Raw genomic sequence first — 23,448 nt, forward strand, 5'->3', positions numbered from 1 at the left:
GTTAAAAGAGCCGCTTAAAATACCGCATAACGCTTTGATATTGCGCCGGATATGCAGCTCTGATGTAATCAATCACTCATTGAAAAAGACTGCGTGGCGGAGGGGGAGGGATTCGAACCCTCGGTACGCTTGCGCGCACAACGGTTTTCGAGACCGCCCCGTTCGACCGCTCCGGCACCCCTCCGCTAAGGTGTGACAGCAAGCATTGGCCGGAAGCTCCGGCCCCGGCCATCGAGGCGCGCGGACACTAGCGTAAGCCCCGGCGGGCCGCAAGCGTGCAGAAGCGCCTTTCCGGGGGTCTCCAGCGGGGCCTAAAATTATGCGCCATAAGGCGTTGACAGGGCGGGCGCGATGACTATAGTCCCGGCTTGCCTCGCGGGCACCGGGGATGAGCCATCCTTCGGGCATGCCTGCGTTATTAGTTTTTGCACTCTAGCAGTTAAGTGATCGGGCCATGTACGCTGTGATCAAGACGGGCGGCAAGCAGTATAAAGTCGCCAAGAACGATGTCGTCGTTGTCGAAAAGCTGGCCGCCGAGGCCGGCGCCACCGTGGAACTGGATCAGGTTCTGATGGTCGGCGGCGAAGGCAAGACCGAAGTGGGCGCGCCCTTCGTGGCCGGCGCCTGCGTCGCTGCCGAGGTCATCGACCAGGCGCGTGGCCCCAAGGTCACGATCTTCAAGAAGAAGCGCCGCAAGAACCACCGCCGCAAGGCCGGCCATCGCCAGGACCTGACGGTTCTGCGCGTGACCGATATCCTGACCGGCGGCGCCAAGCCGAAGAAGGCTGCCGCCAAGGCCGAGCCCAAGAAGGCGGAACCGAAGGCGGAAGCCAAGGCCGAGGCCGCTCCGGCGGACGCCAAGGAAGCCGCCAAGCCGGCGGCCAAGAAGGCCCCCGCAAAGAAGGCTGAGCCGAAGAAGGCCGAGGCCAAGAAGGCGGCTCCGAAGGCTGCCGCCAAGAAGGCCGCCCCCAAGAAGACCGCCGCCAAGAAGGCGGACGGCGAGACCAAGGAGTAAAGTCCCATGGCACATAAAAAGGCTGGTGGTAGTTCCCGCAACGGGCGCGACTCCGAGGGTCGCCGCCTGGGCGTGAAGAAGTTCGGCGGTGAAGCCGTCGAGGCCGGCAACATCATCATTCGTCAGCGTGGCACCAAGTATCATCCCGGCGCCAACGTCGGCATGGGCCGCGACCACACCATCTTCGCGCTGGAAGACGGCAAGGTCAGCTTCCACAAGACGCGCAGCAAGACCACGGTTTCGGTAGAGCCGCAGGCCTAAAGCGGACCCGGCCGCACGCGGTTGAGGTCGGGGGGGAACGGCGTAGCGTCGTTCCCCCCTTTTTCGTTTCTGAACGGCAGTCAGAAGAAATCGCCATGAAGTTCCTCGACGAGGCCAAAATCTTCGTGAAGTCGGGCGACGGCGGCAACGGTTGCGTCGCCTTCCGGCGTGAGAAGTACGTGGAGTACGGTGGCCCCAACGGCGGCGACGGCGGGCGCGGCGCGGATGTGGTGATCGAAGCCGTCGAGGACCTCAACACCCTGATCGACTTCCGCTACCGCCAGCATTTCAAGGCCCCGCGCGGCGGCAACGGCATGGGCAAGGATATGACCGGCGCCGCCGGCGAGACGCTGGTGGTCAAGGTGCCCGTCGGCACCCAGGTCCTGGACGAGCACAAGGAGTTCCTGATCGCCGACCTGACCGAGCCCGGCCAGCGCTTCCTGCTCTGCAAGGGCGGCGACGGCGGCTTCGGCAACGCCCACTTCAAGACTTCGACCAACCGCGCGCCGCGCCGCGCCGATCCCGGCTACCCCGGTGAGGAGCGCTGGGTCTGGCTGCGCCTGAAGCTGATCGCCGACGCCGGGCTGGTCGGGCTGCCCAATGCGGGCAAATCCACCTTCTTGGCCGCGACCAGCGCCGCCAAGCCCAAGATCGCCGATTACCCCTTCACCACGCTCCACCCCAACCTCGGCGTGGTGCAGCTGGACGAACATCGCTTCGTGCTGGCCGACATTCCCGGCCTGATCGAGGGCGCATCGGAAGGTCAGGGCCTGGGCGACCGCTTCCTGGGACATGTCGAGCGCTGCCCCGTGCTGCTGCACCTGGTCGATGGAACCGCCTCGCCCGAGGCCATCGCCGATGCCTACGAAACGGTGCGCGGAGAGCTGGAAGCCTATGACGAGGAGCTGGCCGCCAAGCCCGAGATTCTGGCGCTGAACAAGATCGACGCCCTGGACGAGGAAGAGCGGGCCGAGCGCGCGGCGGCCCTGAAGCAGGCGGCGGGCGGCGCGGAAGTCCTGCTCTGCTCCGGGGCGAGCGGCGAGGGCGTGCGCCCCCTCCTGTTCAAGATCTTCTCCTACGTCGACAAGGCCCGCCGCGCCGAGAAGGAAGAGCGGGAAGATACCGGTGAAAGCGAGGAGGGTTGGCGGCCATGACCGAGGCCGCGACCCCTTCCCTGAAAGACTCCAAGCGGCTGGTCGTCAAGATCGGCTCCGCCCTGCTGGTGGACGACAAGAGCGGCGCGATCCGTCAGGACTGGCTGCAGGCGCTCGCCGAGGACGTCGCCGCCCTGCGCGCGGAGAACATCGAAGTCATGCTGGTCTCGTCAGGGGCCATCGCGGCGGGACGCCGTCATCTGGGCCTGGTGGACCGGCAGCCGCGGCTTGAGGAAAAGCAGGCCGCCGCCGCGACCGGGCAGATTCGCCTGGCCCACGCCTATCAGGCGGCGCTGGCCCGGCACGACATCACCGTGGCGCAGATCCTGCTGACGCTCTCCGACACGGAGGAGCGGCGGCGCCACCTGAACGCCCGCTCGACCCTCGACACGCTCTTGAAGCTGAAGGCCGTGCCGGTCATCAACGAGAACGACACGGTCGCGACCAGCGAGATCCGCGTCGGCGACAACGACCGTCTGGCCGCCCGCGTGGCCGCCATGATGAACGCCGACACGCTGGTGCTGCTCTCGGACATCGACGGGCTCTACGAGGCCGATCCGCGCAGCGATCCCGGGGCCAAGCGCCTGGCGGTCGTGCCTGCCATCACGCCTGAGATCGAAGCCATGGCGGGCGCGGCTGCGACCGGCTACTCCTCCGGCGGCATGGTCACCAAACTGGCCGCGGGCAAGATCGCCACGGCCAGCGGCTGCCGCATGGTGATCGCCGACGGGCGGGCGCCGCACCCGCTCCGGCGATTGCTGGAAGGAGCGCCCTGCACCTGGTTCCTCTCGGCGCTGGAGCCGCTGACGGCCCGCAAGCGCTGGATCGCGGGCAGCCTGAAGCCCAGCGGCAAGCTGATCGTGGATGCGGGCGCCGCCCGGGCGCTTTCCAGCGGCAAGTCGTTGCTGCCCGCGGGCGTGACCGGGGTCGAAGGCCAGTTCGAGCGGGGCGACGCCGTCACGGTGGTCGGCGGCGACGGCCTGGAGCTGGCGCGCGGCCTGGTCGCCTATTCCGCCGACGACGCCCGGCGCATCATCGGCCACAAGAGCCGTGAAATCGAAACCATCCTCGGCTACCGTGGCCGCGAGGTTCTGATCCACCGCGACGATCTGGTGGTGAGCGGAAAGGACTCCTGATCGCCATGACCACAGCAGAAGCCGCCCTCGACAAGAACGCCATTCAGGCCGAGATGCGGGCCATGGGCCGCGCCGCGCGCGAGGCCGCCGCGCTGCTCGCGCGCAGCGACGCCGCCACCCGCGATGCCGCCCTGATCGCCGCCGCCAAGGCGCTGCGCGCCTCTCAAGAGGAGATTTTGGCCGCCAACGCCAAGGACATGGAGGAGGCGAAGGCCAAGGGCCTGTCCGAAGCACTCCTGGACCGGCTTCTGCTGAACCCGGAGCGGGTCGAGGCCATGGCGGCGGGGCTTGAGGCCATCGCCGAACAGGAAGACCCGCTCGGCCGTGTGATCGAGCTGCGCGAGCGCCCGAACGGCCTCAAGATCGAGAAGGTCACGGTGCCCCTGGGCGTGATCGGCATCATCTACGAAAGCCGCCCCAACGTGACGGCCGACGCCGGCGCGCTCTGCATCAAGTCCGGCAACGCGGCGATCCTGCGCGGCGGGTCGGAGTCCTACCACTCCAGCGGTGCGATCCTGAGTTGCCTCAAGAAGGGCCTGGCCGAAGCCGGACTGCCCGAAAGCAGCATCCAGCGGCCCGGCACGACGGACCGCGAGGCGGTCGGCATGATGCTGACCATGAACGACTGCATCGACGTGATCATTCCGCGAGGCGGCAAGGGCCTCACCGGTCGGGTGATGAACGAGTCCAAGGTGCCGGTGCTGGCGCACCTGGACGGCAACTGCCACACCTACGTCCACGCCGCCGCCGACCCCGAGATGGCCAAGGCGATCGTCCACAACGCCAAGCTCCGCCGCACGGGAATCTGCGGGGCGACCGAGACGCTCCTGCTCGACGAGGCGCTGGCCGACAGCCAACTGGTTCCGATCCTTGAAGACCTTTCCGCCGCTGGTTGCGAGATTCGCGGCGACGCGGGCGTGCGCGCGCGCTTCCCCGCCGCCAAACCCGCGAGCGAGGAGGATTGGGATACCGAGTACCTGGCCCCGATCATCGCTGTGCGTCTGGTCCCCGGCCTGGAAGAGGCGGTCGCCCACATCAACCGCCACGGCTCGCACCACACAGAGGCGATCGTCACCGAGGACAAGGCGGCCGCCGAGCGCTTCATGGCGGAAGTGGACGCCGGGATCGTGCTGCACAACGCCTCGACCCAGTACGCCGACGGCGGCGAGTTCGGCATGGGCGCGGAGATCGGCATCTCCACCGGCAAGCTGCACGCGCGCGGCCCCGTCGGCGCCCAGCAGTTGACCTCCACCAAGTACCGCGTTCGCGGCAGCGGCCAGGTCCGGCCCTGAGACGCAGAACGCGGGAAGCCCTTTTCATGGCCTGGCCTCCCATCCTTCGCCGCGAGCTTGCGGGCGCCCTCGGCGGCAGGCTGCCGCCGCCGGGCGCGCGCATCGGTCTTCTCGGCGGCTCCTTCAATCCGGCGCACGAAGCGCATCTTCAGATCAGCCGCACGGCGCTCACGCGCCTGGACCTGGACGAGGTCTGGTGGCTGGTCAGCCCGCAGAATCCCTTGAAGCCGAAGCAAGGCATGGCGGAGAAGGCGCAGCGCATCGCGGCCGCGCGCGAGCTGGTGCGCGACTCCCGAATCCGCGTTACCGGGGTCGAGTCCCTGCTCGGGACGCACTTCAGCGCAGAGAGTATCGAGCGGCTGCAAACACAGTTGCCGGGGGTGCGCTTCGTCTGGCTCATGGGCGCGGACAACCTGTTGCAGATAAACCGCTGGCAGAGTTGGACGCAAATCTTTAACCGACTGCCCGTTGCGGTTTTCGACCGTCCTCCCTATTCTGTAAGGGCGTTGTCGTCGAAGGCGGCACGGCGGTTTTCCGCCTCAAGACTGGCCGAGCGGAATGCTTCGGCACTGGCGAACGCCGCCCCTCCGGCCTGGGTTTTCATCCATGGCCGGAAGAACCCGCTCTCAGCGACAGGCATCCGTGCGGTGCGTCCGGACTGGTCCGGCCACCGGAACTGACGTGCGAAACGACGCGTGCGAAACGACGGAGGTTAGGTCATAAGCGCACAGACAGAGGCAAGCGGAAGTCCGGCCCAAATGCCGGAGCTTCCCACCAGCGAAGAGCTGCTCCATATGGTGGAGGGCTCCCTTGATGACGATCAGGCGCAGGAGGCCGTCGTCATCCCCCTCAAGGAAAAATCGAGTCTTGCGGACTACATGGTCATCGCCAGCGGCCGGTCGAGCCGTCATGTCGGGTCCATGGCCGAACACCTGCGTGAGAAACTCAAGCAGGCCGGTTCTGTGGTCTCGGTGGAAGGGCTCGAGCGCGGCGATTGGGTGCTGATCGACGCGGGCGATGTCCTGATCCATCTTTTCCGGCCGGAGGTCAGGGAGTTCTACAACCTGGAAAAGATGTGGGGCAGCGAGCTGATGGAGACGGCCGCCACCCACTGACCGGGCAGCCGGGCGGGACCGGGTGACGGCGGACGCCGAAGGCTTCCGGCGGGGAGCTTCGGGCGCCGATGCCTGTTGCTGCGCCGCCAAGCGCCAGAGATTGTGACCCGGGGCGGAAAGCTGATGGCTCCAGACCTTTGCCTTCACGGGCCCTCCGCCCCGCGGAGGGCCCCTTGCCGGAGACCCTGACCCTTGCGCATCACCATCGCCGCCGTGGGCCGTATCAAACGCTCGCCCCTGAGCGCGGCCTTCGACGAATACGCCAAGCGCCTGACCTGGCCGCTGACGGTCAAGGAGGTCGAGGAAAAGCGGCCCCTGCCCGCCGGGCAGTTAAGCCTCGCCGAAGGCGAGCTGCTGCTCGCCGCGATCCCACAGGACGCCGCCATCGTGGCGCTGGAGCCCGAAGGCAGGGAGATGAGCAGCGAGGCTTTCGCAGAGCTGCTCCAGGGCTTCCAGGACGAGGGGCTGCGCGATCTCGCCTTCGTCATCGGCGGCGCGGAGGGACTGAGCGACCCGCTGCTCCAGCGCGCCCGGGTGAAGCTCTCCATCGGCGCCATGATTTGGCCGCATCTCCTGGCCAGAGTGATGCTTGCCGAACAGCTGTTCCGCGCGCAGTCGATCCTGACGGGCCACCCGTACCATCGCGCCTGAGGGGCACGGTGCCCAACAGTCGCTGCGCCTGATGGCGGCGCGCGCGATGGCCGGTTATAGTGCGGACTTGAGAAGCGCCGGAAGGGTGCAGCCATACCCCTTCCCGCAAGGGAGAGAACTAAGAAGCGTGCCTTCCCGAACCACACAGAGGAAGTTCCCCAACAGGCCGGGGGCCGGGCTCCTGGCCGCCGCCTGCTGGCTGCTGCTCGCGCCGGGCTTGGCCGCCGCCAGCGAGGAGGCGCGGGAATCCGACCTCAAGTCCCTGGAACAGCAACTCCAGGCGGACCGGGAGCGGGCCGACGCCCTGGCGCAGGAGACAGAGGCCCTGCGCGCCGAGATGGAGACGCTGCGCGGGCAGCTCGTGGCCTCCGCCGAGCGCGCCCAGGACCTTGAGGAAGACCTCTCCACCCTGGAGCAGACGCTGGCGGTTCTGGAGGTCGAGGAGAGCCGCGCGCGCCTCGGCCTGGAAGAACGCCGCCGGCAGATGGCCGGCATCCTGCAAGGCCTGCAACGCCTCTCGCTCGTGCCCCGCGAAAGCCTGATCCTGGCGCCGGGCAAGCCCATCGATCTGGCGCGCGGCGGCATCCTGCTGCAGGCCGCCTATCCGACAATCGAAGCCGAGGCCCAGGCGCTGCGCGCCGATCTGGCCGACCTCGCCAGTCTGCGCGCGGGCATCGTCGCCCAGCGCGAGGAGTTGCAGTCGGCGGAGACCGCGCTTTCCGGCGAACGCGAAAGTCTTGTCGCCCTGCTGTCGCGCAAGGAAGCGCTGGAGGCCGAAGCCTCCGGCGCGCTGGCCGAGGCCCGGGCGCGCGCCGAGCGTCTCGCCCGCGAGGCGCAGGACCTGCGCGGACTGCTGGAGCGGCTGGAGGAAGAGCGGCGGCTTTCCCTGGTGGTGCTGCCCAAGCTGAAGCCTGAATTTCAACCGGCGCCCACCGCCCCGGAACCGGCGGAACAGCCCGAAAGCGCGCCCGCCGGGGCTGAAGAAAGCGCCCCGCAAGTGGCCTCGCTGACACCACCCAGCGTCACGGCGCCCTCGGAGATCCGCGCCTTTCCGGACGATCCCGCCAGCCTGGTCCTGCCGGCGCGCGGCAGCTTCTCCCGGCGTTTCGGCGAGACCCTGCCCGGGACCACCGGCGGGCGCTCAAAGGGTCTTTTCATTCAGGCCCGGGAGGGCGCGCAGGTCGTGGCCCCCTATGACGGACGGGTCGTTTACGCCCAGCCCTTTCGGGGCTACGGGCTTATCTTGATCATCGAACACCGCGGCAAATATCATAGCCTTCTCTCCGGCCTGGAGCGTATCGACGCCGTTGAGGGGCAATGGGTGCTGGCGGGTGAGCCCATCGGAGTTCTCGGATCCCCTACAGCGGGCAAACCTGAACTCTATCTGGAACTGAGACGCGACGGTCAGCCGATCGATCCCCTACCCTGGTTGGCCCTGACCGGCGACAAGCAGACGAACGAGAAGGTGAAGAGCTGATGCGACGCATAACCCTGACTGTCCTTTCCCTGCTGATGATCCTGGCGGTGGCGCCCTTGAGCGCCCCGGCCCAGGACAGCGGCGAAGACACCTACGAGCAGCTAAAGCTCTTCGGCGACGTCTTCGAGCGCGTGCGCGCGTCCTACGTCGAGGAGGTGACCGACAAGGAGCTGATGGAGGCGGCCATCAACGGCATGCTCTCCTCCCTGGATCCGCACTCCAGTTATCTGAACGCCGAATCCTTCCAGGACATGCAGGTTCAGACCAAGGGCTCCTTCGGCGGCCTCGGGATCGAGGTCACCATGGAGAATGGCTTCGTGAAGGTGGTCTCCCCCATCGACGACACCCCGGCCTTCAAGGCCGGTATCGAGGCGGGCGACTTCATCACCCACCTGGACGGCGAAGCGGTCCTGGGGCTTACCCTTTCCGAGGCGGTCGACAAGATGCGCGGAGAGGTCGGCAGCGACATCGTCCTGACGGTGCGCCGGAACGAGGAAGAGCCCTTCGACATCACCATCACCCGCGATGTCATCCGCATTCAATCGGTGCGCAGCCGGGTCGAAGGAAACGTCGGCTACCTGCGCGTCACCACCTTCAACCAGCAGACCTCCCCCGGCCTGGAAAAGGCGATCGAGGAGATCGAGGCCGAGCTAGGCGACGAGCTGATCGGCTACGTGCTGGACCTGCGCAACAACCCCGGCGGCCTGCTCGATCAGGCCATCGCGGTCTCCGACGCCTTCCTGGAAAAGGGCGAAGTGGTCGCGACCCGCGGGCGTACGGAGGAGGACTCCTCACGCTACAACGCAGCGCCCGGCGACCTGACCAACGGCCTGCCCATCGTGGTGCTGATCAACGGCGGCTCGGCCTCGGCCTCGGAGATCGTGGCCGGTGCGCTGCAGGATCATGGCCGCGCGATCGTCATGGGCACCCAGTCCTTCGGCAAGGGCTCGGTCCAGACCATCATTCCGCTGCCGGGCCACGGCGCCATGCGTTTGACGACGCAGCGCTACTACACGCCCTCCGGCACCTCGATCCAGGCGACGGGAATCGTCCCCGATATCGAGGTGAAGCAGGCCAAGCTCGAGGAGGTGACCCAGCCGCAGCGCCGCCGCGAGTCGGACCTGCGCGGAGCGCTTGAGAACGGCAACGCGCCCAGCGATCCTGAAGCCTCCGACCTGCCCGAGGGTGAGGCGGGGGAGAATGGCGACGTGGCGCTGGAGGATTACCAGCTGGCGCGCGCCATCGACCTCCTGCGCGGCCTCGCGCTCTACAACAAGCGTTCCAGCGCGAACTGACGGGAGCGGCTTCGAGCGGGATGAGCTATGACCCCACGGCCACGCGGCGCCTGACGCCCGAGGAGATCGAGCGCCTGGACTACCGCCTGGGCGTGGGGATCATGCTGCTCAACCCGAAGAAGGAAGTCTTCGTCGCCCAGCGCCGCGACATGAAGACCGAGGCCTGGCAGATGCCCCAGGGCGGCATCGACAAGGGCGAGGACCCCCTGGACACGGCCTTCCGCGAAATGGAGGAAGAGATCGGCACGGCGAAGGCCGAACTGCTGGCCGAGAGCGACGGCTGGGTTCACTACGACCTGCCCGCCGACCTGATCCCCAAGCTCTGGAAAGGCCGCTACAGGGGCCAGAAGCAGAAGTGGTACGCCATGGCCTTCACCGGCAGCGACGCCGACATCAATCTAGAGACCGAGCATCCCGAGTTCACCGTCTGGCAATGGGTCGACCACCGGCGTCTGCCTGAATTGATCGTGCCTTTCAAGCGCGGGCTCTACGAAAAGGTGCTGGAGGAATTCAGGGATCTCTTCCGGTCCTAAGCTTCCCTAATGCGGGTCAGCCGCGCGGCGTAGAAGCCGTCCATTCCACCCGCCTCGGCCAGGTGACAGGGCAGGGTCCGCAGGTCCCCGTCGCGGGTGATCAGCTGGGAGAGGCCGCCGACCTCGTCCGGCTCCAGCGGCTTGCGGATCAGCCCCCGGTCGCCGGCCAAGAGCGCGTTGATCCTCTGCGGCCCTTCTTCGGGCTGTAGCGAACAGACGGCGTAGACGAGCTGCGCGCCCGGCTCCAGCAAGGCGGCGGCCTGCTTCAAGAGCCTGTCCTGCAATTTGGCGAGCTTGCCGGGATCGGCGGGACGCCGCAGCCAGGCGATGTCGGGATGACGCCGGATCGTGCCGGTCGCGGTGCAGGGCGCATCCAGCAGGATGGCGTCCAGAGGGCCGCCGAGCACGCCGTCGGGGCGCCAATCCGCGGCGTCGGCCACCAGGCACTCCGCCTGGAGGTCGAGCCGCGCGAGGTTCTCTTTCAGAAGCGCCAGGCGCGTCTCGTCCTTCTCCACCGCGACCACCTGCGCGCCCGCCCCGGCGAGCTGGGCGGTCTTGCCGCCCGGCGCCGCGCAGAGGTCGGCGACCCGCAGCCCGTCGAGACGGCCCAGAAGGCGCGCGGGGAGCGCGGCGGCGGCGTCCTGCACCCACCAGGCGCCCTCGGCGAACCCCTCAAGCTTGGTGATGTCGCCGCTGCCGGGGGGCAGGCGCAGGCTGCCGGTGGGCAGGACCCGCGCGCCCAGCCGCTTGGCCCAACCCTCCGGGTCCGTCTTCACGGTGAGGTCGAGCGGCGGCTCCTGAAGCTGCGCCTCGGCGATCTCCCGCGCCGTGCGGCGGCCGTAGGCGGTCGCCCAGCTCTCCCAGAGCCAGCCCGGCGTGTTGGCGCGCGCCCGGTCGAGCCCGGCCAGAAGCGCATCCCGCTCCCGGTCGAGGCGGCGCAGGACCGCGTTCACCAACCCTTTCATGGGGGTGATCTGCCCCCTGACCAGGGAGACCGTCTCGCCAACGGCGGCGTGGGGCGGCACCGACATGAAGAGGATCTGCGCGGCGCCGAGGCGCAGGATCGCCCGGAGCTCGCGCTGATTGGCCGCCAAGGGCTTCTTCATCATCTTGGCGAGCAGCGCGTCGATCTCGCCGCAGTGGCGCAGGCTGGTGATCACCAGATGCCTCAGAAAGGCCTGATCGCGGTCGGGGACGGCGGGGACCGAAGGGTGTTCGGCCAGCACGCGGTCCAAGGGGCGGCCCCGGTCCAGGACTTCCTGCAGGATTTCCAGGGCGACTATGCGGGCTTTGGACAAGATCGGTTCCCTTCTTTCGGCAGTGCGCGCGCTCCCTTAACACGCCCTGGACGCCCTTCCTAGGGTCGCCAGGCCCTTCGTCTTCGGGGTTTTCTCTTTAAATTGGTATTCTCTTTGGTCCAGCTTGGGCTAGAGTCATCCCATGCGGCGGGTGAACGGTGCCGAGCCCTGGCACGACGCCAAGACGCCCTTTTGGGCTCCGCCCCGTTGGCCCGGCGGCTGTTGTCTCACTAAGAGGGAGAGAAGAGCCATGGCCACGATCAGGAACCCCCTTGAATGGGGCTGGCTTCAATTGAAGGCGGCAGGACACCACCTCGGGCTGGTGCAAGAAGCCGTCAGCGGTCACGAGCAGGTTCCGCGAGAGGCGCTGCCGGTTGCGCGCATAAGTCCCGCGACCTTGAAAGCGGTCCTGAAGAAGGGACTGGAAGACTTCGGCGCGGCGCGCAGCGACATCATCTTCATCTGTCTCATCTATCCGCTCGCCGGGCTGCTGCTGGTGCGCCTGACCTTCCATGAAGGTCTTTTGCCGCTTCTCTTCCCGATCCTTTCGGGCTTCACCCTTCTGGGACCCGTCGCCGCCGTGGGCCTCTACGAGATGAGCCGGCGGCGTGAGCTGGGCCAGCCGGTCTCCTGGAGCCGCGCCTTCTCGGTTCTTGGCGCGCCGGCCTTCGGCGCGATCTTCGCCTTCGGGATCCTCTTGTTGGCGATCTTCCTGGTCTGGCTGACCGCAGCTCAGCTGGTCTATCTGGCAACCTTGGGTCCGGAGCCGCCCGCCAGCATCGGCAGCTTCATCGACGCCACGATCGGGACTCCCGAGGGCTGGGCCATGATCGTGATCGGGGGCGGCGTCGGTTTTGTCTTCGCAGCACTGGTCCTGGTCATCAGCGTCGTATCCGTCCCGTTGATGCTCGACCGGGACGTGGGCATCAAGATCGCCGTGCTGACCTCGGTCCGGGCGGCCCGGAAGAACCCCGTCACCATCGCCCTCTGGGGTCTGATCGTGGCCGTTTCACTGGTCTTGGGGTCGCTCCCAGCGCTGCTGGGGCTGATCTTCGCCATGCCGGTCCTGGGACACGCGACCTGGCACCTCTACCGCGCGCTGGTGCCGCACGGCGACGCCCCCTAGACTGGGGCCATGACCAGCAAGGACAGCGACCTCGATCACGTCTACGGCGCCTCCTCGCCCGCGGAGATTCGCGCGGTCTATCAGGATTGGGCCGCCCGCTACGACGAGGAGAACCTCAAGAAGGGCTTTCACCTGCCGACCCTGGGCGCGGGGTTTCTGGCGCGCTATCTGCCGCGCGGCGAGGGCCCCGTCCTGGACGCCGGCTGCGGCACCGGCCTGGTCGGCCACAGCCTCTCCATCCTCGGCTACGACGATCTCGAAGGCATGGACCTTTCCGAGGCTATGCTTGCGATCGCGGCCGCGCGCGGCGTTTATGGCAAGCTGACGCATCAGGAGTTGGGCAAGCGTCTCGACGAGCCCGACGGACGCTTCGCCGCCGCCTGCTGCTTTGGCTCCTTCGGGCCGGGCCATGCCCCGCCTGAGACCCTGGAGGAACTGGTCCGCGTGGTGCGGCCGGGCGGGCCCATCGTCTTCAATGTCGTGGCGGCGACCTACGTCGATCAGGGTTTCGAGACCAAGATGACCGAGCTTTCGGATCTCGGCCTCTGGCGTGAGGAGGAGCGCAGCCCGCCCTTCCGGCCCTTCCTGCTCGGCGAGCCGGAGCTCTTCTGCATCGCCTTTGCCTTCCGGAAGGCGTGACTCGCCCGATTTGGCCTGAATAGCAAAAATCCAACAAATCTTGCATAGCCGGTTATGTCGTTTCCGCCTAATAGAGGGTTACCGCCCGCAAAGGCGGCTGTGTTGTAATGCTTTCCATAAGAGCAACAAGCCAAGACCCATAAGCGCCAAAAGAAGAGCGCAAGAAAAAGCCAAGGAGACGTGAGATGACTGCAGAAGAGAAAGTTTCAGGCGGCATGCCCTTACCGAAGTTCATCCTGCTGCTGCTGTTGAGCGGGATCGGGGGATTGCTGTCCGTGGGAGCCCTGGGCTCCATCCTCTCTCCGGAAAGAATGTCGGGACTGTTTTGACGCCTGAACGGCCGCAGCGCAGCGCGGCCTACGCTCGATTGAGGGAGAACGATCCATGGCCTGCAAGACAGTTTTGATCGCCGGCGTTTTCTATGCCCTCGGCTGTAATGCCGTGGAGGGTGGAACAACGGAGACCCTGAAGGCGCCCGCCCCGGCCGAACTGCCCGCAGCGGCGGCGCAAGCGACCACGACCCGCCGCACCGGGCTCACCCTGAAGGACGTGGTGCGCGATATGGAGTGGCGGAAAAAGGCCTTCGACAGGATGGCCCAAAACGACTGACGCCGAACTACGACGGGGGACCAACACTGACTGCGACCCCGAAGACAAGTGAACAACTGGCGACCCCCCTGGCCCACAACGCGAGATGCGGGCCTCGACAAGAAAGAGCCCCGGATCGCGGCGGATCCGGGGCTCTTTTATTGCCAGGTGTCTTGCGCCCCCCGATCACCCGGTGGGATCAGGAGAGATCCTCCGCCAGCGCGGCGCGCACCGGCTCTGAGAGCTGCGTCATGTGGTGATAATCCGGGTGGCTGAAGCCGACCACGATCTCCGCGCCTTCGGACTTGAAGGCCTTGACCTGCGCGGGCGTCAGGTCGAAGTGCACGAACTGGACCGAGGAGGCCTTGCCGTCGGCGGTGGTGCGATCGACGTCCGCCTCGGGGCGGGCCTCGACCGTCTCGCCGTTGATCTTCATGAAGGTCTTTTCCTCGATGCCGCCGATCTTGGACAGCAGGCGCTTGCGGCGCTCAGGATCGTCCATCTCGAACATGATGGTCGCGATCAGCTCGCTGCCCTGCGGGATCAGCGGGTTGTAGGCGGCCAGCTCGTCGGCGATCTGCTCCTCGCCGCCGCGCTCGATGTAGAGCATCTCGTGGACCTGGTTCCACATGGTCTCGTAGTTCTCGAAGTACCAGGTGGCCACCGGACCGACCTCGACGCGGCGGTTGCGCTTTGTCTCGACGAGCTGCTTGCGGCGCTCCTTGCGCTCAGCGATGTAGTCGTCGATCGGCATGATGTCCTGCCGGGTGATTTCCGTCTTCATTTCTGCACCCATCATGGTGTCTCTCCTTCCTCCTTCCTTAACAGCGGCCCCGGATCAAAAGCCATAGGCCTTGGCCAGTAACTCGATCGGATGGCTCGACTGCTCAATCTTCGGCTTGTCTTCGGCCTCAAGGCGTTCGATGCCCTGGACCAGATGGTCGCCCGCCAGGGGACATTCGCTGGCGAGATAGGTGGTGTCCGGCTTGGCCGCCTGGCGGATCGCCGGCTTGCCGACCTTCAGCGCGGTCTCGAAGTTGCCCTTCATGACGCCCCAGGAGCCGCCGTGGCCCGAACAGCGCTGGATGACCGTGGGCTTGGTCTCCGGGATCAGGCGCAGCATCTCCGCGCCCTTGGCGCCCATGTTCTGGGCGCGGGCGTGACAGGCCACGTGGAAGGCTACAGTGCCGTCGAGCGGCTTCATGCCCTCCGCGATGCCCTCGTTCTTGGCGATGTCGACCACGTATTCCGTGATGTCGTAGGTCGCCGAGGCCAGCTTCTTGATGTTCTCGTCCTCGGGCAGGATCAGCGGCCACTCGAACTTCAGCATCAGCGCACAGGAGGGGACCAGCGCGATCACGTCGTAGCCCTTCTCGACCCACTCCAGCAATTCGGCGGAAACCCGCTTGGCGTTCTCCGCCACCTTGGGGAAGTCGCCCTGCTCCAACTGCGGCATGCCGCAACAGGCGGGATAGACCACCTCGGTCTCCACGCCGTTCTTGGCCAGGACCTTGCGCGCGGCCATGCCGATGTCGGGGTTGTTGTAGTTCACGAAACAGGTGGCGTAGAGGATCGCCTTGCGGCCGTGGCCCGGCGCCTCCTGATTCACCTCGGGCACCTCTTCCTTGGCGCGCAGCTTGAAGGTCTTGCCATGGAACTTGGGAAGCTTGGCTTCCCGGTCCACGCCCGCGATCTTCTCCAGCGCGCCGCGGGTCATGCCGTTCTTCGTATCGCTCGCCCAGTTCGCGAGCCCCGGCATCTTGGCGGCGAGCTTGCCGTTGCGGTCGGTCTTGGTCAGTTCCCCGGCGATGCCGTCCTTCACCTTGCCGGACACGCGCTCGGCGTAGCGGTAGCGCAGCATCAGGTGCGGGAAATCGATGTTGAACTCGTGGGGCGGGACGTAGGGGCAGGAGACCATGAAGCACATGTCGCAGAGCGTGCAGGCGTCCACGACCGGCTTGTAGTCCTCCTTGGCGACGGAATCGAGCTCGCCCGTCTCTGACTCGTCGATCAGGTCGAAGAGCTTGGGGAAGGAGTCGCAGAGGTTGAAGCAGCGGCGGCAGCCATGGCAGACGTCGAAGACGCGCTCCATCTCCTCGTTGATCTTGTCCCAATCGGTGAACTCAGGATCCTGATAGTTCACCGGGTGGCGGGTCGGTGCGTCGAGGCTGCCTTCACGCATGGGTCGTCTCCCCCGAGAATAGATTCCGTGCGACAGCGGCCGCGGGGCCGCCCTGCGCCGGAAGAAAAGCCATCAAATAAACTTGGGTCGGCTTGAAGGAGGGTCGGCCGGCCCGGCGTTTCAGCCGGGCCGGAACCCCTGTCGAATCCGGACGGGCCGGTTAGGCCATGGTGTCCAGGGCCTTCTGGAAGCGACCGGCATGGCTCTTCTCAGCCTTGGCCAGGGTCTCGAACCAGTCGGCGATCTCGTCGAAGCCTTCCTCGCGCGCGGTGCGAGCCATGCCCGGGTACATGTCGGTGTACTCGTGCGTCTCGCCGGCGATGGCGGCCTTCAGGTTCTCCTCGGTGGAGCCGATCGGCTCGCCGGTGGCGGGGTCGCCAACCTCTTCGAGGTACTGCAGGTGGCCGTGCGCGTGGCCGGTCTCACCCTCGGCGGTGGAGCGGAAAACGCTCGCCACGTCGTTGTAGCCCTCGATGTCCGCCTTCTGTGCGAAGTAGAGGTAACGGCGGTTGGCCTGACTTTCACCAGAGAATGCTTCCTTCAGGTTGCCTTCGGTCTTGGAACCCTTGAGAGACATGGTTTCTCCCTTCCTCATGATTTGCTGTTGGATACCACGATCACTTTTTTCGCCGCGGGGAGACGCTTCTATCCTGCTTGCCTGGACTCTCAAAAAAGGCCGCGCAAGCCCGGCGTCCTCCCCACGCCACGATCTAGAGATAGACACCGGACCCGGGGAAGTCAACGGATTAGAACCACTAAAAATTCCATCTTAGTAGTCTGGAAGAGCTAGATTATTGTTGAAGTGGTAAAGCTGGCGCGTGGCAACCCCTGAGGGGCGCTTCCATCTGGCCGTCCGGCGGCGGCCGAAAGGGCTCAGGCCTGGCCGCTCTTATCTTCGGAAACGCGGATGATGATGTCGACCTGCCGAACCGAGGTGCCGTCCGGTGCGTCCGGCAGAGCCGCGATCTTCACGGCGTTGCCCGGGATATCCATCAGTTCGCCCTTGCCCTCCACGAAGAAGTGGTGGTGGTCCTCGACGTTGGTGTCGAAGTAGGAACGGCCCGGCTCGACCACGACTTCGCGCAGAAGACCGGCCTCCGTGAACTGATGGAGCGTGTTGTAAACGGTCGCCAGTGACACGCCGACCTGGTTACCCATGGCTTCCATGTGAAGCTGCTCGGCCGTGGTGTGACGGTCGCCGCCGCCGAACAACAGCTTGGCGAGCGCCAAACGCTGCTTGGTCGGACGCAGGCCCGCCGCCTTCAGACGGTCGATATGGGCGCTATAGGGACGTGACTGGCTCATGCAAGGCTATATAGGCAAGATTACGCTTCAATGAAAGGGGCAATAGCAGCCACTTGGGCTTTTTTCTAGAACAACAATAAGGTGGACTCGCAAGCGGGGCGGCCTCAAACCGCTCCGCCCATGTTCTTGTGCGCCAAAGGTTACCGTTGCGTTGGACGCCGCGGACCGTAACATTAGGCGGCGCCGGCCCGAGGAAAATACTTGGCCTGCGAACGATTCACTGCCATGTAGGCAGCCAGACATGTTCTGCGATGCGATACGCGGGGGAAGACTTGAGCCTGCCACAGGAAGCCAAAGCCAAGAACTCTTACAGCTACGACGATCTGATCGCGTGCGGTCACGGTAAGCTTTTCGGACCGGGCAACGCCCGCCTCCCGCTGCCGCCGATGCTGATGTTCGACCGCATCACCAAGATCAACGATGCGGGCGGCGAATACGGCAAGGGGGAGATCGAGGCCGAGCTCGACGTCAACCCGGACCTCTGGTTCTTCAAGTGCCACTTCGAAGACGACCCGGTGATGCCGGGCTGCCTGGGACTGGACGCGCTCTGGCAGCTGGTGGGCTTCTTTCTCGGCTGGTCGGGCGGACCGGGCAAGGGCCGCGCGCTGGGCGTGGGCGAGGTCAAGTTTTCCGGCCAGGTCCTGCCGGACTCCAAACTGGTCAGCTACCACCTGAACTTGAAGCGCGTGATTCTGCGCAAGCTGGTGATGGGGATCGCGGACGGCGTTATGAAAGTGGACGGCGAGACCGTCTACGAGACGAAGGATCTGCGTGTCGGCCTCTTCACCACCTGAAGGACCGCAGAGACTCATTGGTAATAAGGAGACTCCATGCGACGCGTGGTCGTCACAGGGCTGGGGATCGTCTCCAGCATCGGAAACAACGCGAAAGAGGTGACCGAGTCCCTTCGCAAGGGCCGTTCGGGCATCGTCTTCGCCGAGGACTACGCCGAGCACGGCTTTCGCAGCCATGTGCACGGCGCACCCACCATCGACCTCGACTCCCATGTCGACCGGCGCGTGCGCCGCTTCATGGGCGACGGCGCGGCCTACAACTACGTGGCGGCGCTTGAGGCCATCGCCGACGCGGGGCTTGAGGAGAGCGAGGTCAGCAACGAGCGGACCGGCCTGATCTGCGGTTCCGGCGGCCCCTCGACCTCCAACCAGACGGCGGCCTACGACATCGCGCGGGAAAAGGGCGTCAAGCGCATGGGGCCCTACATGGTGCCGCGCTGCATGTCCTCCACCAATTCCGCCAATCTCGCGACCTCTTTGAAGATCAAGGGGGTCAGCTACTCGATCTCCTCGGCCTGCTCCACCTCGGCGCACTGCATCGGCAACGGCGCGGAACTGATCCAGTGGGGCAAGCAGGACGTGGTCCTGGCCGGCGGCGGCGAAGAGCTGCACTGGACCCTCTCCATGCTGTTCGACGCCATGGGCGCGCTTTCCGGCGGCTACAACGACACGCCGCAGAAAGCCTCGCGGCCCTACGACAAGGACCGCGACGGCTTCGTGATCGCCGGGGGCGGCGGTCTGGTGGTGCTGGAAGAGCTGGAGCACGCCAAGGCGCGCGGCGCAAAGATCTACGGTGAGTTGATCGGCTACGGCGCGACCTCGGACGGGGTCGACATGGTGGCGCCTTCGGGTGAGGGGGCCGTGCGCTGCATGCGCCAGGCGCTCGCCAGCGCGGGCAACATCAAGGTCGACTACATCAACGCCCACGGCACCTCGACGCCGGTCGGCGACATCACCGAACTGAACGCCATCAAGGAAGTCTTCGGCGCGGACCTGCCGAAGGTCGCCTCCACCAAGTCGCTCACCGGCCACGCCCAGGGCGCGGCGGGGGTGACCGAGGCGATCTACTCGCTGCTGATGATGGAGAACGGTTTCATCGCGCCTTCGATCAACATCGACAATCCCGATCCCGGCGCCGAGGGCATCCCAATCGTCACCGAGACCGAAGAGAACGCGAAGATCGATTGCCTGATGTCGAACTCCTTCGGCTTTGGGGGAACGAACGCCTGTCTCGCCTTCCAGCGCTACGAGGCCTGATAAGGGTCCGGCTGGCGGAATGCGGCAAAGGGGACGCGGCACTAGAGACGCGGCACAAGAGACGCGGCAGTTGAGAGCTGAATAAGAATGAAAAGGCGCTGAGGAACGATGACGTCAGAGGCTTCTTACCCAAAAGGCGATCTCATGGCCGGCAAGCGCGGCCTCATCATGGGTGTTGCCAACGACCACTCCATCGCCTGGGGCATCGCCCCTGCAACGTGGACAGCGAAGAAGACCTGGCGCGCGTTTTCGGGCGCCTTGAAAAGGAATGGGGCAAGATCGACTTCGTGGTCCACGCGATCGCCTATTCGGACAAGAGCGAGCTCTCCGGCCTCTATCTCAACACCACGCGGCAGAACTTCCGCCACACCATGGCGATCTCCGCCTATTCCTTCACCGCCGTCGCCAAGCACGCGCGCGCCTTGATGACCGACGGCGGGAGCCTTCTGACGCTCACTTATCTGGGTGCGGAGCGGGTGACGCCGAACTACAACGTCATGGGCGTGGCCAAGGCGGCGCTGGAGGCCAGCGTGCGCTATCTCGCCATGGACCTGGGCGAAGAGGGGATTCGCGTCAACGCGCTCTCCGCGGGCCCGATGCGCACGCTCGCGGGCTCGGCCATCGGGGCCGCCAAGTTCGTCTATCGCTGGACCGGCAGCCAGGCGCCGCTGCGCCGCAACCCGCAGCTCGACGAGGTTGGGCGGGCCGGGCTCTACCTGCTGTCCGACCTCTCCTCGGGCGTGACCGGCGAAGTCCACCACGTGGACGGCGGCTACCACGCCATCGGTATTCCCAATCCCAAGCGGATGAGCCCGGAAGACTGACGTAGGGCGGCGGCCCTCAGCCGAGGGCGCGCTTCATCGAGCGGACATCGTCGGTAAAGACGGCATCGGCCCCCAAGGACAGCAGGGAGGCCGCCTCTGCCGGGTCGTTCACCGTATAGACCAGCACCCGCAAGCCTTCCGCCTTGGCCTCGGCGATCCGCTCAGCGGTCGCCGATCCCCGGTCCAGATGCAGCGAAAAGACCTGGAGCGCCCGCGCCGCCCCGCGCCAATCGGCCTCGGGCGTTTCCTCCAGATCGACCAGCAGGCCAAGCGGAAGGTCCGGTTGCTGCGCGCGGGCGACCTGCAAGGCGCGCCAATCGAAGGAGGAGACCAGCGGCGGCTCGCCGCCCCGCCAATGGTCGGAGAGAAGCCGCAGGGTCGCCTCCGCCGTCGCTTCCGCCCGGCCGGGGGTGGGCTTGATCTCGATGTTCGCGTTCAGGTTCTCGGCGGCCAGCAGAGCCATGACCTCGATCAGCGTGGGAATCGGCTCGGCGATCTTGGCGTTGATCGCCGTCAGCTTGGCGAATGAGGTCTCCGCCATCTGACGGTCGATCCCGGTGATCCGCTTCAGGGTGTCGTCATGATGCACCACGGCCATGGCGTCGGCCGTCAGCATGACGTCGAACTCGACCCACTCGGCGCCCAGCTCGGCCGCCTTGCGGAACGCCGCCAGCGTGTTCTCGGGCGCCTCGGCGGAGGCGCCGCGATGCGCGATCAGGCGGGGCAAGGTCAGGGTCATGAGCGCTCGTTCCTTCTTCAGGTTCCGAACAGAAAAAGGGCCCCGCCCCTGCTGGCCGAAACGGCCGGCCCGGACGGAGCCCTTTTTTCGTTAAACGCCTGTCAGGCTCAGGCCTCGGCGGTCTCCGCCTCCAGGTCCGCGCCGGTCTCCTGATTGACGCGCTTCATGGAGAGCTTGACCTTGCCGCGGTCGTCGATGCCGATGCACTTCACGTAGACCTGATCGCCTTCGTTGATCACATCGTTCACCGTCTTGACGCGCTCGGGCGCCAGCTCGGAGATGTGGACGAGGCCGTCACGCGCACCCATGAAGTTCACGAAGGCGCCGAAGTCGACGATCTTCACGACCTTGCCGCGATAAACCTCTCCGACCTCGGGCTCGGCCACGATGGACTTGATCCAGTCGATGGCCGCCTGGCCCTTCTCGCCGTCGATGGAGGCCACCTTGATGGTGCCGTCGTCCTCGATGTCGATCTTGGCGCCGGTCGTCTCGGTGATCTCGCGGATCACCTTGCCGCCCGTGCCGATCACTTCGCGGATCTTATCGCGCGGGATGGAGAAGGTGATGATGCGCGGGGCGAAGTCGGAGACGCCCTCGCGGCTGCCGGTCATGGCCTTGGCCATCTCACCCAGGATGTGGATGCGTCCGGCCTGCGCCTGCTCCAGAGCGATCTTCATGATCTCCGGCGTGATCGAGGTGATCTTGATGTCCATCTGGAGAGAGGTGACGCCCTTTTCGGTGCCGGCCACCTTGAAGTCCATGTCGCCCAGATGATCCTCGTCGCCCAGGATGTCCGAAAGAACGGCGAAGTCGTCGCCTTCCTTGATCAGACCCATGGCGATGCCCGCGCAGGGCCGCGTCAGCGGCACGCCGGCATCCATCATGGAAAGCGAGGAGCCGCAAACCGTGGCCATGGAGGAAGACCCGTTGGACTCGGTGATCTCGGAGACCACGCGCAGGGTGTAGGGGAAGTCCTCCTTCTTCGGCAGGATCGGGCGCAGGGCGCGCCAGGCGAGCTTGCCGTGACCAATCTCCCGGCGGCCGGGACCGCGCAGGAAGCTGGCCTCGCCCACGGAATAGGGCGGGAAGTTGTAGTGCAGCATGAAGTGCTCTTTGAACTCGCCCTCCAGCGCGTCGATGATCTGCTCATCCGAGCCGGTGCCCAGCGTGGTGGTGACCAGCGCCTGGGTCTCGCCGCGGGTGAAGAGCGCCGAGCCGTGCGTGCGGGGCAGGACACCGACCTCCGAGACGATCGGGCGGACGTCGGCGAGGCCGCGGCCGTCGATGCGCTTCTTGGTCTTCAGGATGTCGCCGCGCACGATGTCGCTCTCCAGCGACTTGAAGACACCGCCAAAGACCGCCTGGGCGGCCTCGTCCTCGGCGAAGAGCGCGAGCGCCTCTTCCTTGACGGCGGCGATGGCGGTCTGACGCGCCTGCTTGTCGACGTTGGCGTAGGCCGCCGACAGCTTGGAGCCGAACTCGGCCTCGACCTTGGCGCGCACGTCGGCGACCTCGGGGGCGGCCTCGGGGATGTCCCAGGGCTCCTTGGCGGCCAGCTCGGCCAGTTCGATGATCGCGTTGATCACCGGCTGCATCTGCTCATGACCGTAGGAAACGGCGCCCAGCATGACTTCCTCGGAAAGCTCGTGAGCCTCCGACTCCACCATCAGCACGCCCTCGCCCGTGCCGGCGACGACCAGATCGAGCTCGCTCTCGGGCACTTCCTGGACACGCGGGTTCAGGATGTAGCTACCGTCCTTGTAGCCGACGCGCGCACCGGCGATCGGCCCCATGAAGGGCAGGCCGGACAGCGTCAGCGCCGCCGAGGCGCCGACCATGGCGACGATGTCGGGATCGTTCTCCAGGTCGTGGCTCAGCACCGTGCAGATCACCTGGGTCTCGTTCTTGAAGCCCTTGGCGAACAGCGGGCGGATCGGCCGGTCGATCAGGCGGGACACCAGGGTGTCCTTCTCGGTCGGGCGGCCTTCGCGCTTGAAGAAGCCGCCGGGGATCTTGCCCGCGGCGAAGTACTTCTCCTGGTAGTTGACCGTCAGCGGGAAGAAGTCGATGCCCGGCTTCGGCTGGCGCTGAGCGACGGCGGTGCAGAGCACCACGGTCTCGCCGTACTTGACCAGCACGGCACCGTCGGCCTGACGGGCGATGCGGCCGGTTTCGAATGAGAGCGTGCGTCCGCCCCACTCCAGTTCCTTTTTGTAGATCTCAAACATTTAGGGTCTTTCGTCCTTTTCGGTTCTTAGGCCGGAAAGTGGGTGCCGGACCCGCGTAAAAGGCGGTGCCTTCCAATCCTGGAGGCGCCGCCGCTTACGTCGGCCCGGCGTTTTTCCGTCCAACGCCCCGGCCCGGTAGCGTTGGCTCAACCACGGATTTTCTAAGAGGGCCCGCAACGAAGAAACCCGCAGCCGGACGCGCCACGCTCTGCCCGGAGGCAAAGGCGGTCGCAAAGGCTGCGGGAATCGTCACTGACATGCCGCTTAGCGGCGCAGGCCCAGACGCTGGATCAGCTCGGCGTAGCGGCCGTGATCCTTGCGCTTGAGGTAATCCAACAGGCGGCGGCGCTGGCCAACCATGACCAGGAGTCCGCGGCGCGAGTGGAAGTCCTTGTTGTGTCCCTGCAGGTGCTCGGTCAGGTTCTTGATGCGCTCGGTCAGGATCGCGACCTGGACCTCCGGCGAACCGGTGTCTCCGTCCTTCTGACCGAACTCCTTGATGAGTTCCTGCTTGCGTTCGGCGGTGATAGACATTTCTT

Annotated in this window: 25 protein-coding genes, 1 tRNA gene and 1 pseudogene; 18 read left to right on the top strand and 9 right to left on the bottom strand. The window is 66.1% G+C overall.

Annotated elements, in window-relative coordinates; genetic code table 11:
* Nucleotides 1-94: 94 nt before the first annotated feature.
* Nucleotides 95-184: transfer RNA gene (locus tag P8X75_11600), tRNA-Ser, on the bottom strand.
* 270 nt (nt 185-454) lie between these two features.
* On the opposite strand from P8X75_11600, the gene rplU reads away from it, so the two are divergent.
* From rplU to P8X75_11655, 11 genes are all read left to right on the top strand, one after another.
* Nucleotides 455-1,015 carry a 50S ribosomal protein L21 gene (rplU, locus tag P8X75_11605; protein ID MEJ1995833.1) on the top strand — a complete coding sequence of 187 codons (561 nt, stop codon included), beginning with the start codon at nt 455-457 and terminating at the stop codon, nt 1,013-1,015.
* Nucleotides 1,016-1,021: 6 nt separating this feature from the next.
* Nucleotides 1,022-1,276: a 50S ribosomal protein L27 gene (rpmA, locus tag P8X75_11610; GenBank protein MEJ1995834.1), complete on the top strand. Its 255-nt coding sequence runs from the start codon at nt 1,022-1,024 to the stop codon at nt 1,274-1,276.
* A gap of 95 nt (nt 1,277-1,371) precedes the next feature.
* On the top strand, nt 1,372-2,430 hold the full coding sequence (gene obgE / locus P8X75_11615) for a GTPase ObgE (GenBank protein MEJ1995835.1): 1,059 nt from the start codon (nt 1,372-1,374) through the stop codon (nt 2,428-2,430).
* Entirely contained in the window at nt 2,427-3,566 is a 1,140-nt protein-coding gene (proB, locus tag P8X75_11620; protein ID MEJ1995836.1) for a glutamate 5-kinase, read from the top strand. Before obgE ends, proB begins: the two co-directional genes overlap by 4 nt.
* A gap of 5 nt (nt 3,567-3,571) precedes the next feature.
* Nucleotides 3,572-4,858 (top strand): glutamate-5-semialdehyde dehydrogenase, encoded by a 1,287-nt coding sequence (locus tag P8X75_11625; GenBank protein ID MEJ1995837.1) that lies wholly within the window; start codon nt 3,572-3,574, stop codon nt 4,856-4,858.
* Between the two features lie 26 nt (nt 4,859-4,884).
* Complete coding sequence (locus P8X75_11630; protein MEJ1995838.1) at nt 4,885-5,538, top strand: nicotinate-nucleotide adenylyltransferase; 654 nt, start codon at nt 4,885-4,887, stop codon at nt 5,536-5,538.
* Nucleotides 5,539-5,616: 78 nt separating this feature from the next.
* A complete protein-coding gene (rsfS, locus tag P8X75_11635; protein MEJ1995839.1) occupies nt 5,617-5,973 on the top strand; it encodes a ribosome silencing factor in 357 nt (118 codons plus the stop codon).
* A gap of 192 nt (nt 5,974-6,165) precedes the next feature.
* A complete protein-coding gene (locus P8X75_11640; protein ID MEJ1995840.1) occupies nt 6,166-6,624 on the top strand; it encodes a 23S rRNA (pseudouridine(1915)-N(3))-methyltransferase RlmH in 459 nt (152 codons plus the stop codon).
* Between the two features lie 127 nt (nt 6,625-6,751).
* Nucleotides 6,752-8,101 carry a peptidoglycan DD-metalloendopeptidase family protein gene (locus tag P8X75_11645; protein MEJ1995841.1) on the top strand — a complete coding sequence of 450 codons (1,350 nt, stop codon included), beginning with the start codon at nt 6,752-6,754 and terminating at the stop codon, nt 8,099-8,101.
* A 35-nt stretch (nt 8,102-8,136) separates the two neighbouring features.
* Nucleotides 8,137-9,396 (top strand): S41 family peptidase, encoded by a 1,260-nt coding sequence (locus tag P8X75_11650; GenBank protein ID MEJ1995842.1) that lies wholly within the window; start codon nt 8,137-8,139, stop codon nt 9,394-9,396.
* 20 nt (nt 9,397-9,416) lie between these two features.
* Nucleotides 9,417-9,929, top strand: coding sequence for an RNA pyrophosphohydrolase (locus P8X75_11655; GenBank protein MEJ1995843.1), 513 nt, complete (start codon nt 9,417-9,419; stop codon nt 9,927-9,929).
* On the opposite strand, the gene P8X75_11660 is transcribed toward P8X75_11655, so the two are convergent.
* Entirely contained in the window at nt 9,926-11,227 is a 1,302-nt protein-coding gene (locus tag P8X75_11660; protein ID MEJ1995844.1) for a transcription antitermination factor NusB, read from the bottom strand. The genes P8X75_11655 and P8X75_11660 overlap by 4 nt on opposite strands.
* A gap of 250 nt (nt 11,228-11,477) precedes the next feature.
* Here P8X75_11660 and P8X75_11665 point away from each other — a divergent pair, with 250 nt between their 5' ends.
* From P8X75_11665 to P8X75_11680, 4 genes are all read left to right on the top strand, one after another.
* Entirely contained in the window at nt 11,478-12,353 is an 876-nt protein-coding gene (locus P8X75_11665; protein ID MEJ1995845.1) for a DUF2189 domain-containing protein, read from the top strand.
* Between the two features lie 9 nt (nt 12,354-12,362).
* Nucleotides 12,363-12,992: a class I SAM-dependent methyltransferase gene (locus P8X75_11670; protein ID MEJ1995846.1), complete on the top strand. Its 630-nt coding sequence runs from the start codon at nt 12,363-12,365 to the stop codon at nt 12,990-12,992.
* A gap of 185 nt (nt 12,993-13,177) precedes the next feature.
* A complete protein-coding gene (locus P8X75_11675) occupies nt 13,178-13,321 on the top strand; it encodes a hypothetical protein (protein MEJ1995847.1) in 144 nt (47 codons plus the stop codon).
* A 55-nt stretch (nt 13,322-13,376) separates the two neighbouring features.
* On the top strand, nt 13,377-13,601 hold the full coding sequence (locus tag P8X75_11680) for a hypothetical protein (protein ID MEJ1995848.1): 225 nt from the start codon (nt 13,377-13,379) through the stop codon (nt 13,599-13,601).
* Nucleotides 13,602-13,779: 178 nt separating this feature from the next.
* Here P8X75_11680 and P8X75_11685 read toward each other — a convergent pair whose 3' ends face one another.
* The 4 genes from P8X75_11685 to P8X75_11700 form a co-directional block, all read right to left on the bottom strand.
* Nucleotides 13,780-14,376 (bottom strand): DUF3501 family protein, encoded by a 597-nt coding sequence (locus P8X75_11685; protein MEJ1995849.1) that lies wholly within the window; start codon nt 14,374-14,376, stop codon nt 13,780-13,782.
* Nucleotides 14,377-14,418: 42 nt separating this feature from the next.
* Nucleotides 14,419-15,762, bottom strand: a complete 1,344-nt coding sequence (locus P8X75_11690) for a heterodisulfide reductase-related iron-sulfur binding cluster (protein MEJ1995850.1) — start codon at nt 15,760-15,762, stop codon at nt 14,419-14,421.
* Nucleotides 15,763-15,922: 160 nt separating this feature from the next.
* Entirely contained in the window at nt 15,923-16,339 is a 417-nt protein-coding gene (locus tag P8X75_11695; protein ID MEJ1995851.1) for a rubrerythrin family protein, read from the bottom strand.
* A gap of 296 nt (nt 16,340-16,635) precedes the next feature.
* Entirely contained in the window at nt 16,636-17,067 is a 432-nt protein-coding gene (locus tag P8X75_11700; GenBank protein MEJ1995852.1) for a Fur family transcriptional regulator, read from the bottom strand.
* Nucleotides 17,068-17,339: 272 nt separating this feature from the next.
* Between P8X75_11700 and fabA the strand changes: the two genes are divergently transcribed.
* The 3 genes and pseudogenes from fabA to P8X75_11715 all read left to right on the top strand — a co-directional run bounded on the left by fabA (nt 17,340) and on the right by P8X75_11715 (nt 19,942).
* On the top strand, nt 17,340-17,861 hold the full coding sequence (gene fabA, locus P8X75_11705; protein ID MEJ1995853.1) for a 3-hydroxyacyl-[acyl-carrier-protein] dehydratase FabA: 522 nt from the start codon (nt 17,340-17,342) through the stop codon (nt 17,859-17,861).
* Between the two features lie 36 nt (nt 17,862-17,897).
* Nucleotides 17,898-19,118: a beta-ketoacyl-ACP synthase I gene (gene fabB / locus P8X75_11710; protein MEJ1995854.1), complete on the top strand. Its 1,221-nt coding sequence runs from the start codon at nt 17,898-17,900 to the stop codon at nt 19,116-19,118.
* A 108-nt stretch (nt 19,119-19,226) separates the two neighbouring features.
* Nucleotides 19,227-19,942 (top strand): annotated as a pseudogene (locus P8X75_11715) (enoyl-ACP reductase).
* A 16-nt stretch (nt 19,943-19,958) separates the two neighbouring features.
* On the opposite strand, the gene P8X75_11720 reads toward P8X75_11715, so the two are convergent.
* From P8X75_11720 to rpsO, 3 genes are all read right to left on the bottom strand, one after another.
* A complete protein-coding gene (locus tag P8X75_11720; GenBank protein MEJ1995855.1) occupies nt 19,959-20,681 on the bottom strand; it encodes a glycerophosphodiester phosphodiesterase family protein in 723 nt (240 codons plus the stop codon).
* A 107-nt stretch (nt 20,682-20,788) separates the two neighbouring features.
* Entirely contained in the window at nt 20,789-22,909 is a 2,121-nt protein-coding gene (gene pnp, locus P8X75_11725) for a polyribonucleotide nucleotidyltransferase (protein MEJ1995856.1), read from the bottom strand.
* Nucleotides 22,910-23,173: 264 nt separating this feature from the next.
* Entirely contained in the window at nt 23,174-23,443 is a 270-nt protein-coding gene (gene rpsO, locus P8X75_11730; GenBank protein MEJ1995857.1) for a 30S ribosomal protein S15, read from the bottom strand.
* Nucleotides 23,444-23,448: the final 5 nt, after the last annotated feature.

It is taken from the genome of Limibacillus sp. (assembly GCA_037379885.1).
Lineage (GTDB): Bacteria > Pseudomonadota > Alphaproteobacteria > Kiloniellales > CECT-8803 > JARRJC01.

What these genes read in the sequence shown, in the direction of transcription:
- rpsO (MEJ1995857.1), bottom strand. Translation starts at nt 23,443, where the DNA reads ATGTCTATCACCGCCGAACGCAAGCAGGAACTCATCAAGGAGTTCGGT.
- proB (MEJ1995836.1), top strand. Translation starts at nt 2,427, where the DNA reads ATGACCGAGGCCGCGACCCCTTCCCTGAAAGACTCCAAGCGGCTGGTC.
- P8X75_11690 (MEJ1995850.1), bottom strand. Translation starts at nt 15,762, where the DNA reads ATGCGTGAAGGCAGCCTCGACGCACCGACCCGCCACCCGGTGAACTAT.
- P8X75_11695 (MEJ1995851.1), bottom strand. Translation starts at nt 16,339, where the DNA reads ATGTCTCTCAAGGGTTCCAAGACCGAAGGCAACCTGAAGGAAGCATTC.
- rsfS (MEJ1995839.1), top strand. Translation starts at nt 5,617, where the DNA reads ATGCCGGAGCTTCCCACCAGCGAAGAGCTGCTCCATATGGTGGAGGGC.
- P8X75_11680 (MEJ1995848.1), top strand. Translation starts at nt 13,377, where the DNA reads ATGGCCTGCAAGACAGTTTTGATCGCCGGCGTTTTCTATGCCCTCGGC.
- P8X75_11700 (MEJ1995852.1), bottom strand. Translation starts at nt 17,067, where the DNA reads ATGAGCCAGTCACGTCCCTATAGCGCCCATATCGACCGTCTGAAGGCG.
- P8X75_11650 (MEJ1995842.1), top strand. Translation starts at nt 8,137, where the DNA reads ATGATCCTGGCGGTGGCGCCCTTGAGCGCCCCGGCCCAGGACAGCGGC.
- P8X75_11675 (MEJ1995847.1), top strand. Translation starts at nt 13,178, where the DNA reads ATGACTGCAGAAGAGAAAGTTTCAGGCGGCATGCCCTTACCGAAGTTC.
- pnp (MEJ1995856.1), bottom strand. Translation starts at nt 22,909, where the DNA reads ATGTTTGAGATCTACAAAAAGGAACTGGAGTGGGGCGGACGCACGCTC.
- rpmA (MEJ1995834.1), top strand. Translation starts at nt 1,022, where the DNA reads ATGGCACATAAAAAGGCTGGTGGTAGTTCCCGCAACGGGCGCGACTCC.
- fabB (MEJ1995854.1), top strand. Translation starts at nt 17,898, where the DNA reads ATGCGACGCGTGGTCGTCACAGGGCTGGGGATCGTCTCCAGCATCGGA.
- P8X75_11665 (MEJ1995845.1), top strand. Translation starts at nt 11,478, where the DNA reads ATGGCCACGATCAGGAACCCCCTTGAATGGGGCTGGCTTCAATTGAAG.
- P8X75_11685 (MEJ1995849.1), bottom strand. Translation starts at nt 14,376, where the DNA reads ATGGGTGCAGAAATGAAGACGGAAATCACCCGGCAGGACATCATGCCG.
- rplU (MEJ1995833.1), top strand. Translation starts at nt 455, where the DNA reads ATGTACGCTGTGATCAAGACGGGCGGCAAGCAGTATAAAGTCGCCAAG.
- obgE (MEJ1995835.1), top strand. Translation starts at nt 1,372, where the DNA reads ATGAAGTTCCTCGACGAGGCCAAAATCTTCGTGAAGTCGGGCGACGGC.
- P8X75_11720 (MEJ1995855.1), bottom strand. Translation starts at nt 20,681, where the DNA reads ATGACCCTGACCTTGCCCCGCCTGATCGCGCATCGCGGCGCCTCCGCC.
- P8X75_11655 (MEJ1995843.1), top strand. Translation starts at nt 9,417, where the DNA reads ATGAGCTATGACCCCACGGCCACGCGGCGCCTGACGCCCGAGGAGATC.
- P8X75_11670 (MEJ1995846.1), top strand. Translation starts at nt 12,363, where the DNA reads ATGACCAGCAAGGACAGCGACCTCGATCACGTCTACGGCGCCTCCTCG.
- P8X75_11625 (MEJ1995837.1), top strand. Translation starts at nt 3,572, where the DNA reads ATGACCACAGCAGAAGCCGCCCTCGACAAGAACGCCATTCAGGCCGAG.
- P8X75_11630 (MEJ1995838.1), top strand. Translation starts at nt 4,885, where the DNA reads ATGGCCTGGCCTCCCATCCTTCGCCGCGAGCTTGCGGGCGCCCTCGGC.